Below are 15,565 nucleotides of genomic sequence, written 5' to 3'. Positions count from 1 at the left end.
AAGCCGCCGTCCTTTAAAACCTGGGACGATCAAGCCGCCAAAACACGGTGGGATCAAATAGACGGAAAACCGCCACGCCGCAATTAACCACCAAGCATCCACAACGAAAAAACCAATAAATACAGTCATCTTTAAAACAAAATGCCGCGTTAAAATAATCGGCATTATTCACAAAAACCACCCCCATCCAGAAACTTACCGCATAAGGTCCAGTCACTGCTGATAGCTGCGCGGCTATGGATCCAAATGTCAACCACCCTCATTCATATAAGGGAAAGAGAACATGCGCCTAGCTATTATTCCAAGTCTGCTGATCGGGGTTTCTTTATTTGGCTGTAATGAAGACGACGCGCAAAAACAGCTGGCCGGGCAGGCCGCCGGCTATGCCGCCGTCGCCAATGCCTGGCCGTTCAACGCCGTCGCGCCGCGCAATGATCTAAGCGGCGCCTTTGAGGGCGAGGTGTCCGTCGCCCAAAGCCAGATCATGCCGGCCGGCTCCGGCGTTCCCGGAGACAGCCAGCCGCATTTGGTGGCAGGACGCCAAGCCTTGCTGATGCTGCGTCCGATTTCCGCCATCAGCGCCGACAAGCCGCTGCAAGTCGCCGTCAAGGACAAGAGCGGCGCCACGCTGGGCACGCTGTCGCTGAATCCGCCCGACAAACAGCCCAAGACGGCGTATTTCGTCGACGGCGCGCCGGAAGGCGGCATTGACTTCACGCCGCCGTCAGGCGCTCAAACCACCATCAGCAGCAATGCCGATCTGGCCAAGCTCGACGACCCCAACGGCGCCTTCCTGCGCGGCAAGCTCGGCGCCAACGCCATGGTGAATATCCAGACCGCGGACGGCAGCTGGGTCAAGACCGCCTATCTGCCCGCCGACGCCTCCTTCGAAGGCAAGATGATCCGCTTCCAGTCCCAGGCCGGTTACGGCTCCACGGTGCGCTACAGCTCGCGCGCGGTGAACATCAGCCGCGGCGACACCCTGCTGTTCAAATACGTCAACGGCCAATGGTTCCGCCAAGGAGAGCTGGACAACAACCGGATCGTCTACGCGCAAAACCTTTGGAGCGCCGTCCTGCCGGCCGCCTGGGTAAAGCCGGGCATATCCCTGCAGTTCAGCCACGCGTCGAAATCCGGCACCCTGGCCAAGCTTGAAGTGGGCCCGGCCACCCAGCTGCTGATCAACACCATAGACATCGGCATGCTGGTGGAGCCGCGCCGGGCTTTCGCCTTCGCCAACGATCCCGGCGCGCATCGCGAGTACCTGCAAACCGTTCCGCTCAATCAACTGCTGGTGGCCCAGTACGAACCCGTCCATTTGAAAGAAGTGATGCTGCCGGACGGCAGCCGGCTGACTCAACAAGACCCCAGCGAGGGCGGCTGGCATACCGGCACCATGCGGGAGGACATCGGCAAGGAACTGATTTCCACCGGCATCAATTACGCCAATTACGGCGTCAACAGCACGGCCGGCCGCGGGGCGGACTTCCCCTTGACCGCCGCCTTGCTGACCGCGCACAACAGCCAGGGCCGATACGCCAACGGCGTGCAAGTGCACGGCGGCTCCGGCGGCGGCGGCGTAGTCACGCTGGATGCGTCTCTGGGCAACGAGTTCAGCCACGAAGTGGGCCACAACTACGGCCTGGGCCATTATGTCGGCGGTTTCGACGGTTCGGTTCACCGTCCCGCCGGGGCCATCAACTCCAGCTGGGGCTGGGATGCGGACCTCAAGCGCTTCCTTCCCAACTTCAGCGGCGTCGTCAGCAATCAAGACACTTGCATGCCGGAAGGCAAACCCTGCCAAACGCCCTTCGCCGGCCGCAGTTACGGCCTGGACGCCATGGCCGGCGGCAGCCCGATGAGCGCCGTCAACCGCTTCACGCTGTATACGCCTTATGTAGCCAAGCGGATTCAGCAGTTCCTGGAGAGCAAGCCGGTGTTCGACCCCGCCTCGGCCACCGGCTTCAGCCTGTGGAACGCGTCCAGCCAAAGCATGCAGCCCTACCCTCACCGGATCGCGCCGGACACGGCGACCGTGCCGCTGGAAAAACTGAGCGAGGCCTATCTCGCCGAGGCGATAGGCAAGGCCGACCGCGCGCTGATCAAGATGGAAGACGGCTATTGGACGCGGGAGGTCAAGGCGCCGGCGGCCAGCGCCGCCAACAAGGGCAAGCTCATCACCATAGACAACCGCGCCACCTACGCCACCAGCCTGCTGGCGCCCGGCCAGACGTTTACGATAACGGGCCGCAGCGGGGACAATCACTTCGTGTCCGACGGCCGGCTGTGGGTCAAGACGCAGTCCATCGAAACCGACCGCAAACCGCAGCGCTTTGGCGTGCCGGTCACCACCTTGCTGGGGTATTACGACCCGGAGATGAAACTCACCTCCTATATTTACCCGGCCCTGCGCGGCGCTTACGGCTATAGCTACCCGGATGACGGCACGTCGGCGTCCTCCGCGCAATGCCAGTTGCAGGTCGACACCGCCAGCGGGCAGCTGAAGTTCAAACTGCAAAGCACGCGCGTCAACGGCGAGGTGATGAACAAATTCCACGTCAACGTGCCCAGCGCCTTGCAGCCGCAAAACGCGAAAGTGGTTTGCGGCGGAAAAACGCTGGCCAGCAAGGCAGTTCCCGCGGCGAGCGGCGCTTTGCGCTACACGATCAACGGCGTGTTGCAGTAAGGCTCTCCCCGCCTAAGCGCCTGGCGAGCAAGAGCGGTTTTCAACGCTCTTGTCCATCCACCCCGCCGACGCGCGGCAGGCCATGAACCGGTTCTTAGGCTGAAACAATGCGGCGGCCCCATTCAACGGGGCCGCCGCATTGTTTTTCTCGCCGGCAAGCGCTCAATCGCGTCAGCGCGGCTTTTCAAACAGCATCCTGACCGCCAGGCCGCCCAAGACCGTGCCCATGATCCAGCGCTGGGCCACGCCCCAGGCCGGTTTCCGGACCAGAAGCGCGGCCATGGCGCCGGCGCTCAGCACGATCAAGGCGTTGACGCTGACGCTGATCAGGATTTGCGTGAACCCGAGCAATAGCGATTGGGACAACACATCGCCGCCGGCCTTGGACAGAAACTGCGGCAACAGGGCCAGATACATCACCGCGATTTTCGGATTCAGCAGATTGGTCAGAAAACCCATCATGAACAGCTTGCGGTCGCTGTCCGGCGCCAGCTCGCGCAGCTGGAAGGGCGAGCTGCCGCCGGGTTTGAGCGCTTGCCACGCCAGATACAGCAGATACGCCGCGCCGCCCAAGCGCAAGGCGTCGTAGGCATAGGGGATGGCCAGCAGCAAGGTGGTGATGCCCAGCGCCGCGCACAACATGTAGAACACAAAGCCCAGCGCCACGCCGGACAAGGAGATCAGCCCGGCCCGCTTGCCCTGGCAAATGGAGCGCGAGATCAGATACATCATATTCGGCCCCGGGGTGGCCACCATGCCCAAGGAGACCAGCGCAAAGGCCAGCAGATTCGAGTATTCCGGCATCGTCGTTCCCAAATGAAATCAAGCCGCCATTTCGCGGCTACAACACTACACCAGCGCTTGTGGCAGGCTGACCTCGGGATTCTGCTCCCTGACGAAATCCACCACCGCGCAGAAGAAGGGCGAGGGCCGCCGCCAGAACAGCGGGCGGATGCGAGAATCGAGCAGCACCAAGCCACCACGCGGATGGGCGTCGGCTTTCAGCCACAGACGATCCACCGCCCCTCTATTGCCCTGGCCATGCGTCAGAAAACGGATGGCATCAATAGCGGCAACATCAACCTCGCGCCAGCGATATTCTGTTTCCACACCCACATAAGCGATCTTGCGGCCAACCCAATCCAGCCGCACCCGCTGCAGAAACACGCTACAGCCGATAAGAAAAGCCATGAGATTGATGCCCAGCAGCAGCACGCCGCTCCCGGTCAAATCCTGATGCATGCTGCCATGCGGGTCATGGTACTGGAGCCAGCTCATCACGCAGGATACCGCCAACACTATGAGCTGGAGGCGGAATACGATGCGAAAACCCGTCAGCAGGGTTTGAGTGCAAGGGCGTTGATCTGTCATCGCTCAAAGTTACAATTGCGGAATATCCATGCTAGGCCACCACGCCCGCCGAGCCCGGCCGGCATGACGACGCGGGCCGCACATGATGCCCTAATTCCGCCCCGACCTTCAATCCGCCCGCAAACCGCAGGTGGAAGGGCGGCAGCCCGGGCCAGGCGCGCAGGGTCCAGCGAAGCAAGAGATGCACCTACTTGAGCACAACAATAAATGACAACGCTCTGATCAAGCTGTTCAAAGCCGACGCGGAACTGGCCGCTGGCCGGGAACCGGCGATGAAAGCGCTCATCTGTAAAAGTTCTGATTTGAACTGACAATCGGGCGCCGTCAAAACGAAAGGCTGCCAGATCAAGTCTGAACTTCTACCACTTATCCCACAGAACCCACTAAATTTGACGCCTGCGCCCCAGCCTTAAACGGCCAACCCCTGTCGTTCCCCAATCCATTAGTCCCAACAAAAACAATCCGCCCCGCCATCAGCTTGACGCCCCACCCCCGCCTCAGTACTCTTGCCTCGCGCAGCGCACAATAACGCCGCGCAGGGCTGGCAAGCCCATAAGCATATGATTGCAGACTAGCTTGTGTCCGCTTTGGCACAGCTACGTCTGCTGCCACGCTGTCCCCATCCGGACAGGCCGTGGCAGGGAACTCCTTGTGAGTTGCCGGTCTTTGATCATGTGCACCGGTCTTGCCACCTTGTCACGCGCCTGTCCAAGCCTCGCCGGGCAGGTTTCCAACGCTGACTTGGAGACTGCAATGACCTCTCCCTCGACTCTCGCCAAACCGCCCCCGGCCCCAAGCCAGGAACAACAACGCCTGCTGTCCCAAACCTTGGACGCTTGCGCCATGGCCTTCAACTGCTTCGCCCTCTTACGCTCCACCCTAACCGCCCTCCAGTCCCAAACGCCCCCAGCCTCCCATCAGTCCTTGTTGGCAGGCCTGTCCATCCAGGTACTGGACGACTACGCCGCCCGCTTCCAACACCTTTATGCCGAAGTTCAGCAGGCACCGCTTGAGGCCGTAAGCGAAACCGTCATCACGGAGAGGCCAGGCGCTTAAGATCACGCGGACCACGCTGGCTTGACCATCCGCAGCCTGATAGATCAGTGTTGATTCACTCATCATTCACGAGTGCGAATCGAGATGACGAACATCACCAAGGGCGCCGCGCAGCGAGAATCGGCCTATGCGGAAATCAAACACCGAATCATCCATTGCGAGCCTGAATTCACGCCCGGCGCAGTCCAGAACGAGTCTCGCATCATGGAGTTGTTGGGACTGGGTCGCGGACCGATCAATCAGGCCTTGCATCGGCTGGAGGTGGATGGCTGGGTGGCGATTCTGCCGCGCAAGGGCTTGCTGATTACCCCGCTGTCGCTTGATCTGCTAATGGAGCTGGTCGCCGTGCGCACGCTAAACGAGGTGTTCTGCGTCGGGCTGGCGGTCAACAACGCAACGGACGGCGAGATTGCCGCCATGCGGTCCATCGTTGAACGCACTCCCGCCCTGATCGCTCAGCGCGACATCGCCGGTCTGGCCGCACTGGATGTGGCGTTCCACATGGCCATATCCGCCGCCGCGCGCAACAGCACGCTGGCCGAATTGCTACGCGCCCTTCACGAAAAACAGGCGCGCTTCTGGTTCCTGTCCCTCTCCGCCCCCGACCATCTTGAGCAGGTCCACCGCGAGCACCTCGCCATTGTCGAGGCGTTTGAACGCAGGGACGTCGCCGGCGCGCAAGCATTGATGCAACACCACATCGAGGAGTTCAAGCGCAATACCACCCGCAGTATCTAGCCAGGAGGCAGCCATGTTGGAACTTCATGTCGTCGGCCAAGGCCCACGTAGGTTTTCCCCACAGCAATTAATCATCGCCGGCTGGGCCGGGCGGGATCAACACGCGGTGGAGCACCATATCCGCGAGTTGGAAGCGCTGGGGGTGCGTCCCCCGGCAAGCACGCCTTGTTTCTATCCTTTGTCGCACCAGTTACTGACGACCGCCGCCGAACTGGAAGTGCCGCGCGAAAACTCCTCCGGCGAAGTCGAATGCGTGCTGTTCGCCGATGCCGACGGCCTGTTCGTCGGCGTCGGCTCCGACCACACCGACCGCCAGGTGGAAGCCTATGATGTGACGGTCTCCAAACAGATGTGCGCCAAGCCGATCAGCGCCGAGCTTTGGCCCTTCAATGAAGTCGTCGCGCACTGGGACCAACTGCTGATGAGATGCTGGCGGGAACGCAATGGCGTACGCGAGTTGTACCAGCAGGGCGGCACCGCGCAGCTGCTGCATCCGCGGCTCTTGATCGAACGCTATGGCCAGGGCCGGCCGCTGCCGACAGGCAGCGTACTGTTTTGCGGCACCTTGGCGGTAAACGGCTCCTTGGGCCATGGCGAAGCGTTTGAAATGGAACTGCATGACCCGGTGCTGGGGCGCACGCTGCGCCACGCTTACCGCGTCAAGACGCTGGAGGTGGCGACATGAGGCCAACCTTGACGCAGCTGCACTTGGCCTTGCGCCAGGGGCGCACCAGCAGCGTGGCGCTGACCGAACACGCGCTCGACGCGATTCACCGTCACCGGGAGGATGGCGGCGTCGCCTTCCTTCAGCTTGACGCGGAGTCCGCGCTGGCCGCCGCCCACAAGATTGATGCGGCCAAGCACTATCCCTCTTTTCTCTCCGGCATCCCGATATCGGTCAAAGACCTGTTCGACGTCCGGGGCCAAGTCACCACCGCCGGCTCCGTGGTGCTGAAGAATGAGCCGCCGGCCCGCCAAGACGCGCAGGCGGTAGCCAGGCTGCGCGCAGCCGGCGCGGTGCTGCTCGGCCGCACCAATATGAGCGAGTTCGCCTACTCCGGCCTGGGACTGAACCCGCACTACGGCACCCCGATCAACCCCGGCGATCCGACGCGCATTGCCGGCGGCTCCAGTTCCGGCGCAGCGGTCAGCGTGGCGCAGGGCATGAGCGCCGCCGCGCTGGGCACCGATACCGGCGGCTCGCTCCGCATCCCCGCCGCTTTTTGCGGCTTGACCGGCTTCAAGCCCACCGCGCGGCGCGTGCCGCAACAAGGCTGCCTACCCTTGTCGCCGTCGCTGGACTCGATTGGGCCGCTCGCCTCCTCCGTATCCTGCTGCGCGATGATGGACGCCGTGCTTCGGGTTGGCGGGACACCTGCGCTCTCCCAAGACATTCTGCCCAGCCTCAATGGGCGCAGGCTCTATGTAAGCGAAGACTATGTCGCCGATCAGCTTGATCCCGCCGTGGCCCAGGCCTTTGAGCAAGCCCTGTCCCGCTTATCCCGTGCCGGAGCCAAAATCATCCGCTTCGACTTCCCCGAGTTGCGACAGATCGCCGACATCAACGCCAAGGGCGGCCTAGTCGCGGCCGAAGCCTGGCGCTGGCATCACGCGCGGCTGACAGGAAAAGACGGCGGCTCCTATGATCCGCGCATCGCCCGCCGCATCCGCGCGGGCGCCAGTCAAAGCGCAGCCGACTACTTGGACATACTCGAACAGCGCCGCGCGCTGCAAGCCGTCGCCACCCGCCGCCTGTCCATGGCCGACGCCTGGCTGATGCCCACCGTGGCGATTCTCCCGCCCACGCTGGCCGAATTGGAGGACGACGCCGCGTTCACCCGTTTGAACAGCCTGGTGCTACGCAACACCAGCATCATCAACCTGCTGGATGGCTGCGCGGTCAGCCTCCCCTTGGCGCCGCAAATCGGCCTGAGCGTGAGCGGGCTCTACAACCGCGATCATCACACCCTGAAACTAGCCGCCAGCATTGAATCCGCGCTGGCCAATGCCTAAAGGAGAACAGCAATGGACAAGACCCTGCGAGTGACTCCCGACGAGCGGAACAATGCCTACCGCAAAGCCACCTTGCGGCTTATCCCCTTCCTGATCGTGCTCTTTATCCTGGCTTGGATTGACCGGGTCAACATCGGCTTCGCCAAGTTGCAGATGCTGAACGACTTACAGTTCAGCGAGGCCATTTACGGCTTGGGCGCGGGCATTTTCTTCATCGGCTATTTCCTGTTTGAAGTCCCCAGCAACCTGTATCTGGAAAAAGTCGGGGCGCGAAAGACTCTGGCCCGGATCACAATCTTGTGGGGAGCCATCTCCATGGCGATGGCCCTGGTGCAGACCCCGACTCAGTTCTATGTGCTGCGTTTTCTGCTGGGAGCCGCCGAGGCCGGCTTCTTCCCCGGCGTGGTGCTGTACCTGACGTATTGGTTCCCTCTCGCCCGACGCGCCCGCATCAATGGCCTGTTCATGACCTCCTTCGCCATTGCCGGGGTGATCGGCGGCCCGCTGGCCGGGCTGATCATGTCCAGTCTGGACGGCTTGAACCAGTGGCAGGGTTGGCAATGGCTATTCATCGTGGAAGGCGCGCCCTCGGTTCTGGCCGGCCTGGCGGTGCTGCGCTACTTGCCGGAAACGCCGGCCAAAGCGGCTTGGCTGAGTCCGACGGAACGAGAAGCCATCCGCCAGGACATCGCAGCGGATCAGCGCGACCCCAACAAGCAGTCTTCGTTGAAAGCCGCTTTCACCAGCCCCTATGTCTGGCTCTGCGCCGCCATCTACTTCTGCATCGTCATCGGCAACGCCACCATCGCCTTCTGGTCCCCCTCCATCATCAAGGAACTCGGCATCCAAGGCACCCTCAATATCGGCCTGATTTCGGCGCTGCCTTTCCTCGCCGGCACCATCGCCATGGTCTGGAACGGCGCGCACTCCGATAAGGTAGGCGAACGTCGCCTGCACTGCGCCGTCGCGGCCCTGATTGCCGCCCTGGGCCTGGTGCTGACCGCGGCGCTGCTTCACAACACCTGGCTGGCGCTGTTGGCACTGACCCTGGCTTCGGTCGGCATTCTGGCCGCCTTCCCGGTGTTTTGGGCCCTGCCCTCGCTGTTCCTTGCCGGCACCGCCGCGGCCGGCGGCATTGCGCTGATCAACTCGGTGGGCAACCTGGCGGGCTTTGTTGCGCCGTATATGATCGGCTTTCTGAAAACCAGTACCGGCAACTTGAGCGCTGGCTTGTATTTTGTTGCGCTGCTGGAGGCGGCAGCGGCGGTGCTGATCATCTTGTTCATCCAAAAACCACAGGCGAAGCTGATCCCGCAGGAGGCCCGGTCATGAAGCAAGACGAACTACCGGTGCTGGAGCAATTAAAGCAGTTGAACCGGAACCTGCTCGATACGCGGGACAACACCGCGCTGCCTCACTTGGGCCAGCAGCTGGCCCAGCAATGCGCGGAGATGGATGCCTGTTTATTGCAAGGTCTGATCGATATCCGTTCCGCTCAGACCGGCCTGCAAGCCATCATGACTCTCTTGCAACGCCGCGACGAACCCTTGCTGTTCAGCAGCGAGGAGGCGGTGGCGCTGCTGGAGCCGGTGCTACAACGCTTGAATCATGGCGTGAACCACATCAACCGCCTGGTGTAGCCCGGCAAATCGCCAAGGAGCGCCCAGCGCTCCTTGGCGCTCAAAACCGGTTTTAAAGTCTTGCAAGCAAAGACGCTCTAAATACGCATCCGTCAAGACGATGTAATTTTCATATCATCTACCGGCAGTTACACCGCTTCCGTAGACCCTATCAAGAAAAAACCGACTACAACCGCACCCATTATGACTGCGGCCACCGGAACAAGACACTGCGACCTTGGTCAAAAAAAATCCCGACGAATTGCACAGATTACCGAAGCATATCAACTTCCGTTTGACATGAATTTTAGAAAACCCAGATGACTCCATTGGTGCGGCGTTAGCACTAGGGAATGTCATGCCTTCTGTCCCAGTTGTGGATGAATCCAAACCTCATGCCCGGTCAAAAGAGATTAAAAATGTCAAAAAAGATACCGCTGTCTGACCCACGCATCGCCGACATTTTAATTCAAGAGTGTCACGAGCCCATGGTTTCAATAGCAGACATACATAAAAAAATTTATGCAGACACTTCCACTGAAAACGCCAATTGCTTGGGTTATCAGGCAAATTTCATTGCCAGACGCTCTGTTGCCGAACGGCTTAAAACAGTAGCTGACGCGCTTCCTGAACACTTATCCATTCTAATAAAAGAATCATACCGCCCCTATCATTTACAGAAAACACTGTTTGACGGCTACGTTAACGACTTGCTCATTGAGAAACCCAATCTATCAATCAAAGAAGTTGAAAAAATAGCATCGCACTTTATCGCGCCGCCCATCGTTGCGGGCCACCCCACCGGAGGCGCTTTGGATGTTACATTAATAGATAGAAAGGGCAATGAGCTAGATATGGGCTGCGCATATGATGAAGACGAGAAAAGCTCTAACGGAGCTTGCCACTCATACTTTGATGAATTGAACTCCACTCAGCAACTCAACCGTAAGCAGTTGTTTGATGCGATGACGCAAGCTGGCTTTATAAACTATCCATTTGAATGGTGGCATTGGTCTTTTGGAGATCGCTACTGGGCCTTCATGTCTGAAAAATCCAGCGCAATATTTGGCCCCATTCATATTTAGATCGCTCTTTGAACGGTTGATGAAAGTGAATTCGAAATTTTGTGTGAACCTGTCGTCACGCCTCTTCATGCGAACATGGCTCCATAAGGAGGCGTAACGCAGGATCAGGAGTTTTGTTAATGGGTCTTAGGCCGCATCCACCGCCTGGCGTAGCCATCCCCATCTCCTGGGCCTTGAACTACGCCGCCTGGCGGCCGTCGCTTGAAACGCAGTCAGCCGTCCACGCCCAAGGCCGCCCTCACCTCGCCGCCGGCAATGTCGAACAGCGCGCCGGCGGCCGGCGTCAGCCCCAGCATGTGGATGCAGCCATGGATCATGCCGTCCAGCTGCCGCGCCGTCGCCTTGACGCCTGCCGCGTTCAGCCGCGCGGCGTAGTCCTCCGCCTCGCTGCGCAAGGGATCGAACTCGGCGGTCAGGATGGTCGCGCTCGGCAAGCCGTCCAGGCGGGTCGCCAGCAGCGGCGAGACATAGGGCGACGCCCCCTCCGCCTCCGCGGACAGATAGCTGGCGTAGCAGAAGCGCATCAGCTCGCGCGTCAGGTAATAGCCGTCGCCGTAAGCCTGGTAGGAGGCGCTGTCCATCTTGTGGCTCAAGGCCGGGTAGATCAGCAGTTGATGGGCGATGGATGGGCCACCGTGATCGCGCGCCAGCAGGCAGGCCGCGGCGGCGAGGTTGCCGCCGGCGCTGTCCCCGGCCACGCCCAGCCGGGCGGGATCCAGGCCGAGCGCTTGCGCGTGTTCAAACGCCCAGCACAAGGCGTCGTACACATCGTGCAGCGGCACCGGATAGCGGTGCTCCGGCGCCAGCCGGTAATCGACGGACAAGACCACGCAGCCGGTGGCCTGGGCCAGCGCGCGGCAGGGATTGTCGTAGACCTCGGCCGAGCCCAGGCACCAGCCGCCGCCGTGGGCGAAGACCAGCGCCGGCTGCGCCGCCGCACGGGCCTCGGGCCAATAGCCGATCACGCGCAGCGGGTAGCCGTCCCGCGCCTTCACTTGGAACACCTCCACCCGCGCCACGTCTTCCAGCAGGCCCTGCTGTTGACGCAGCCCGGCGTCGGTGTCGGCGCGCAGCCGCGCCATGTCCACGGGCGCGCCGGCTTCGCCCGCCTCCGCCTGTTCCAGCCACTGCTGGATCTTGCTGTCCAAGGGCATCTCAGTCCTCGCTTTCCAGGAAGGGCAGCAGTTCGGCGATGAACGCCTCGGCGGCCTCCTCCATGATGAAGTGGCCGCAATCCGGAATCACCACGCCGCGCAAATCGTCGGCCCGGCCGCGCAGGGTGTCCAGCGGGGCCTTGCCGGTGGCGTGTTCGGCGCCGATGGCGAGCACCGGCATGGCCAGCTTGCTTTGCGCGCGCCGCTGGTTCTGGCGAATGGTTTCGGGAATGGCCCGGTAATAGGCGAAGCCGCCGCGCAGGCCGCCCGGCGAGGAGTAAGCGTCGATATACACCTCCGCCGCCACCCGGTTACGCCGCCATGACCAGAGCTGGAACATGAAGTCCAGATAGGCGCGCTCACGCCCGGCGATCAGCGTTTCCGGCAAGTCGGCCAACTGGTTGAACATGAAATGCCACAGGAAGATGTTTTCTTCCGGCGGCGCGAAAATCGACGGCGCCGGCGCCAGCCCGGGTATCACCGCCTCGGTCAGCGCCAGCCGGCTGACCACGCCGGGGTGATCGCTGGCCAGCGCGTAAGCCAGCCACATGCCCACATCGTGGCCCACCACCTGGTAACGCTCATGGCCCAGCCGGCTCATCACCCGGTGCAATGTGGCGGCGACGGCGCCGGTGTCGTAGCCGCTGTCCGGCCGGCTGGACAAGCCGGTGCCCGGCGGATCCACGGCGATGGCCTGGAAGCCGCGCGCGGCCAAGGCGCGCATCACATGACGCCAGGCGAACCAGGTTTGCGGCCAGCCGGGGATCAGCAGCACCGGCCGGCCGCCTCCGGCGGTGACCACATGGACGCGCTGGCCGTCCAGCCGCACGTAGTCGTGAATGAAATCGGATTCGGTGTCGATAAGGGGAAGTGCCGACATCTGTAGTCTCGCTGAAAAAGGGAATGGGAAGTCAGGCGATGCCCAGCATCGCGCGGATCTGCTGCTGATCGACCGCGGCGCCGGCGAAGTCGTCGAATACGCGCTCGGTCACGTGGATGATGTGGCGGTTGATGAAGTCGACGCCTTCGCGCGCGCCGTCCTCCTGGTTCTTGAGGCAGCACTCCCACTCCAGCGTGGCCCAGCCCTCGTAGTCGTATTGCGCCAGCTTGGAGAAGATCGCCTTGAAGTCCACCTGGCCGTCGCCCAGGGAACGGAAGCGTCCGGCGCGCTCCATCCAGCCGCTGTAGCCGCCGTAAATGCCTTGCCGGCCGTTGGGCCGGAATTCGGCGTCCTTCACATGGAACATGCGGATGTGCTCGTGATAGATGTCCAGGAAGGCGAGGTAGTCCAGTTGCTGCAACACCAGGTGGCTGGGGTCGAACAGCATCTTGCAGCGCGCGTGCCGGTCCACCAGCTCGTAGAAGCGTTCGAAGCTGGCGCCGTCGTGCAGGTCTTCGCTGGGGTGGATTTCGTAGCACAGATTGACGCCGTGTTCGTCGCAGACGTCGAGAATCGGCCGCCAGCGACGCGCCAGTTCTTCGAAGGCGGTTTCAATCAGCCCTTCCGGCCGTTGCGGAAACGGGAACAGATACGGCCAGACGAAGGAGCCGGAAAACGTGCCCATCTCGCTCAGGCCCAGCCGCCGCGAGGCCTGGGCCGCCATCCGCAGACGCTCCAACGCCCAGGCGGCGCGCTCCGCCGGCTTGCCGCGCAGGCCGGGCGGCGCGAAGTTGTCGCACATCGCGTCGTAGGCCGGATGCACGGCGACCAGTTGCCCGAAGATATGCGTGCTCAGCTCACTGATCTCCAAACCGTGCGCGGCCAGCGTGCCGGTGATTTCATCGCAATAGTCCTGGCTGACGGCGGCGCGCTCCACATCGATGAAGCGGCTGTCCCAGGCCGGGATCTGCAAGGCCTTGAAGCCGGTGCGCGCCGCCCAGCCGGCGATGCCGTCCAGGCTGTTGAACGGGGCTTGATCCGCGCCGAATTGAGCCAGGTGCAGGCTGGGTCCCTTGAGTGTTTTCATGTGTCGCCCTTAATTGTTTGTCGATCGACAAATAATAGGCGACACCAAGGCTACACGTCAACGGCGGAGCGCGATAAAATTCCGCCCAAGAACAATCGAGCGAGGCGGAAAGATGGCGGGCAGGCCTAGGGAGTTTGACCGGGAACAGGCGTTGCAACAGGCGATGCTGGCCTTTTGGCGGCGCGGCTACGAGGGCACGTCGATGTCGGATCTGGTTGCGGCGCTGGGCATCGCCTCAGCGCGGATCTACGCGGCCTTCGGCAGCAAGGAGGGCTTGTTCCGCGAGGCGGTGGCGCGCTACGCCGCCGGGGACGGCGGCTTCGCCGATCTGGCGCTGCGCCAGGAGAGCGATGTGGCCGCCGCCATCGAGCGGATGCTGCGCGACGCGGTCATGCTCTACACCCGGCATGACGCGCCGCAGGGCTGCATGGTGGTGTCGGCGGCCACCAATTGCTCGGAACAGAACGACGGCGTGCAGGAATGGCTGCGCGCGCAGCGCCAAGAGCGCACCCAATCGGTGACGGAGCGGCTGCGGCGCGGCGTGGCCGACGGCCAGCTGCGGCCGGATGCCGATGCGGACGCACTGGGCGATTTCTACGCCGCGCAATTGCACGGCATCTCGGTGCAGGCGCGCGACGGCGTGCCGCGCGAGCGGCTCTTGGCCTCGGTGCGCGTCGCCATGGCCCCGCTTTGGACGGCGGCCGTCAAGGCCTGAGCCCGCGCTCGACGCGTCGGCCGGGCCCTCCTACCCCGCGCCGGTCTGAGGCCATTCCGGGAACAGCGTCTCGGCCAGGTGCATCACGCGTATCGGCAAGCGATGCGCCCAGGGGCGAACCTGGGCGGCGCAGCGGCGCCAATGCTCGTGGGTGAACATGCGGCTGGGCGCGCTGGCCACCCACACCGCCAGCACCAGCGCGGCGCGCAGGGTGTCCGGGTCGGTGCTCAAGCCCACGTTGACCTGGGCGGCGGCGTGTATGGCCTCGCTGGCCGGCAGCGGCGCGCCGGGCGCGAATCCCAGCCGCGCCAGGGCCGCGCTCACTTCCGGCGCGCGGACGGGTTCCGGCGCGCCGGAACGGGCGGCGGCCAGCAGCAGGCCGGCCGCCTGCGCAGCGCCGCCCAGCCCCCACTCCGCCAACAGCGCTTGCGCCGCGCTCGGCGCCGGCCAATCGGGCGCATCCGAAACGTCGCCGTCGCGGTGCAGGCCGCACTCGCCGGGATCGGATGCGGCCAGCGCCGCGTCCGGAAACAGCTGCGCCAGGGTTTGCCGCACCCGGCGCTCCACCGCCGGGGTATTGCCCTGGTGCCAGAAATTGAAGATCAGCGCGTCGCGCGGCTGTCGCGTCAACGCCGACACCGAGTGATAGGAATGCGCGCTCATCTCAAAACCGAAGGCCATATTGGGATAGGGCCGGATGCTCTGGTAGACGGCCTCCGGCTCGTCGCCGGCGTGGATATTGAGCAAGCCGCCGTCTTCCGGCCGGTGGTCGCGGGTGAATTGCACCACCACGCGGTAGCCTTCGTAGCCCAGGCCGGGATTGTCGTTATGCACGCCGATGCGCTGGCCCGGCACCATGCGGTGCCCCAGCACCTGAATGTCGTCCGCGGACAGCGGCACCTCGAACAGGATTTGCATCTGCTCGCGCAAGGCGTCCAGGAACTCCTCGCGCACAAAGGCCGGCGCGTCCGGCCGCAGCTGATAGAGCCGGCGCAGATCCAGCCGGTAGGTGACGAAGAAATCCCCCACCCGCTCCTCCCAGGGCAGCGGGCCTCTGAGCACCGCGTCCGCCTGTTGGGCCACCGTCTCGTCGAAGGTGTCGAAGCAGAGGAAGTGGCGGTACGGTTGCTCGAAGAACAGCACGTTTTCCAACATGATCGC

14 protein-coding genes are annotated in these 15,565 nt (G+C 62.8%); 8 read left to right on the top strand and 6 right to left on the bottom strand.

All coding sequences use genetic code 11. The features are described from left to right. Positions 1–283: 283 nt before the first annotated feature. Positions 284–2,686: a M66 family metalloprotease gene (locus AB1Z25_RS06430; RefSeq protein ID WP_486636845.1), complete on the top strand. Its 2,403-nt coding sequence runs from the start codon at positions 284–286 to the stop codon at positions 2,684–2,686. A gap of 171 nt (positions 2,687–2,857) precedes the next feature. On the opposite strand, the gene AB1Z25_RS06425 is transcribed toward AB1Z25_RS06430, so the two are convergent. Both AB1Z25_RS06425 and AB1Z25_RS06420 read right to left on the bottom strand, forming a co-directional pair. Further along, positions 2,858–3,490 (bottom strand): LysE family translocator, encoded by a 633-nt coding sequence (locus AB1Z25_RS06425; RefSeq protein ID WP_227107549.1) that lies wholly within the window; start codon positions 3,488–3,490, stop codon positions 2,858–2,860. 45 nt (positions 3,491–3,535) lie between these two features. After that, positions 3,536–3,928 (bottom strand): hypothetical protein, encoded by a 393-nt coding sequence (locus AB1Z25_RS06420; protein WP_486636844.1) that lies wholly within the window; start codon positions 3,926–3,928, stop codon positions 3,536–3,538. A gap of 1,269 nt (positions 3,929–5,197) precedes the next feature. On the opposite strand from AB1Z25_RS06420, the gene AB1Z25_RS06415 reads away from it, so the two are divergent. The 6 genes from AB1Z25_RS06415 to AB1Z25_RS06390 all read left to right on the top strand — a co-directional run bounded on the left by AB1Z25_RS06415 (position 5,198) and on the right by AB1Z25_RS06390 (position 10,568). Further along, on the top strand, positions 5,198–5,851 hold the full coding sequence (locus AB1Z25_RS06415; RefSeq protein WP_107800298.1) for a GntR family transcriptional regulator: 654 nt from the start codon (positions 5,198–5,200) through the stop codon (positions 5,849–5,851). Positions 5,852–5,864: 13 nt separating this feature from the next. Then, complete coding sequence (locus AB1Z25_RS06410) at positions 5,865–6,536, top strand: DUF2848 domain-containing protein (protein ID WP_486636843.1); 672 nt, start codon at positions 5,865–5,867, stop codon at positions 6,534–6,536. Then, positions 6,533–7,864, top strand: coding sequence for an amidase (locus AB1Z25_RS06405; protein WP_486636842.1), 1,332 nt, complete (start codon positions 6,533–6,535; stop codon positions 7,862–7,864). Before AB1Z25_RS06410 ends, AB1Z25_RS06405 begins: the two co-directional genes overlap by 4 nt. Positions 7,865–7,876: 12 nt before the next feature. After that, a complete protein-coding gene (locus AB1Z25_RS06400) occupies positions 7,877–9,196 on the top strand; it encodes an MFS transporter (RefSeq protein WP_486636841.1) in 1,320 nt (439 codons plus the stop codon). Further along, entirely contained in the window at positions 9,193–9,504 is a 312-nt protein-coding gene (locus AB1Z25_RS06395) for a DUF1484 family protein (RefSeq protein WP_107800302.1), read from the top strand. Before AB1Z25_RS06400 ends, AB1Z25_RS06395 begins: the two co-directional genes overlap by 4 nt. 398 nt (positions 9,505–9,902) lie before the next feature. After that, positions 9,903–10,568: a M15 family metallopeptidase gene (locus tag AB1Z25_RS06390; protein ID WP_486636840.1), complete on the top strand. Its 666-nt coding sequence runs from the start codon at positions 9,903–9,905 to the stop codon at positions 10,566–10,568. Positions 10,569–10,780: 212 nt separating this feature from the next. On the opposite strand, the gene AB1Z25_RS06385 is transcribed toward AB1Z25_RS06390, so the two are convergent. Genes AB1Z25_RS06385 through AB1Z25_RS06375 form a run of 3 tightly spaced genes read right to left on the bottom strand, consistent with a single transcriptional unit; the run spans position 10,781 to position 13,689 of the window. Next, positions 10,781–11,722, bottom strand: coding sequence for an alpha/beta hydrolase (locus AB1Z25_RS06385; protein ID WP_486636839.1), 942 nt, complete (start codon positions 11,720–11,722; stop codon positions 10,781–10,783). A gap of 1 nt (position 11,723) precedes the next feature. After that, positions 11,724–12,602, bottom strand: coding sequence for an alpha/beta fold hydrolase (locus tag AB1Z25_RS06380; RefSeq protein WP_486636838.1), 879 nt, complete (start codon positions 12,600–12,602; stop codon positions 11,724–11,726). A gap of 31 nt (positions 12,603–12,633) precedes the next feature. After that, positions 12,634–13,689, bottom strand: coding sequence for a sugar phosphate isomerase/epimerase family protein (locus AB1Z25_RS06375; RefSeq protein ID WP_486636837.1), 1,056 nt, complete (start codon positions 13,687–13,689; stop codon positions 12,634–12,636). A 112-nt stretch (positions 13,690–13,801) separates the two neighbouring features. Here AB1Z25_RS06375 and AB1Z25_RS06370 point away from each other — a divergent pair, with 112 nt between their 5' ends. Further along, on the top strand, positions 13,802–14,404 hold the full coding sequence (locus tag AB1Z25_RS06370; protein ID WP_227107533.1) for a TetR/AcrR family transcriptional regulator: 603 nt from the start codon (positions 13,802–13,804) through the stop codon (positions 14,402–14,404). 30 nt (positions 14,405–14,434) lie between these two features. Here the strand turns inward: AB1Z25_RS06370 and AB1Z25_RS06365 are convergent, their stop codons facing one another. Next, positions 14,435–15,559 carry a 2OG-Fe(II) oxygenase gene (locus tag AB1Z25_RS06365; RefSeq protein ID WP_486636836.1) on the bottom strand — a complete coding sequence of 375 codons (1,125 nt, stop codon included), beginning with the start codon at positions 15,557–15,559 and terminating at the stop codon, positions 14,435–14,437. Positions 15,560–15,565 lie beyond the last annotated feature (6 nt).

The sequence above is a fragment of the Chromobacterium sp. HL1 genome (assembly GCF_057418835.1).
This window is presented reverse-complemented; position numbering and strand designations above follow the sequence as displayed.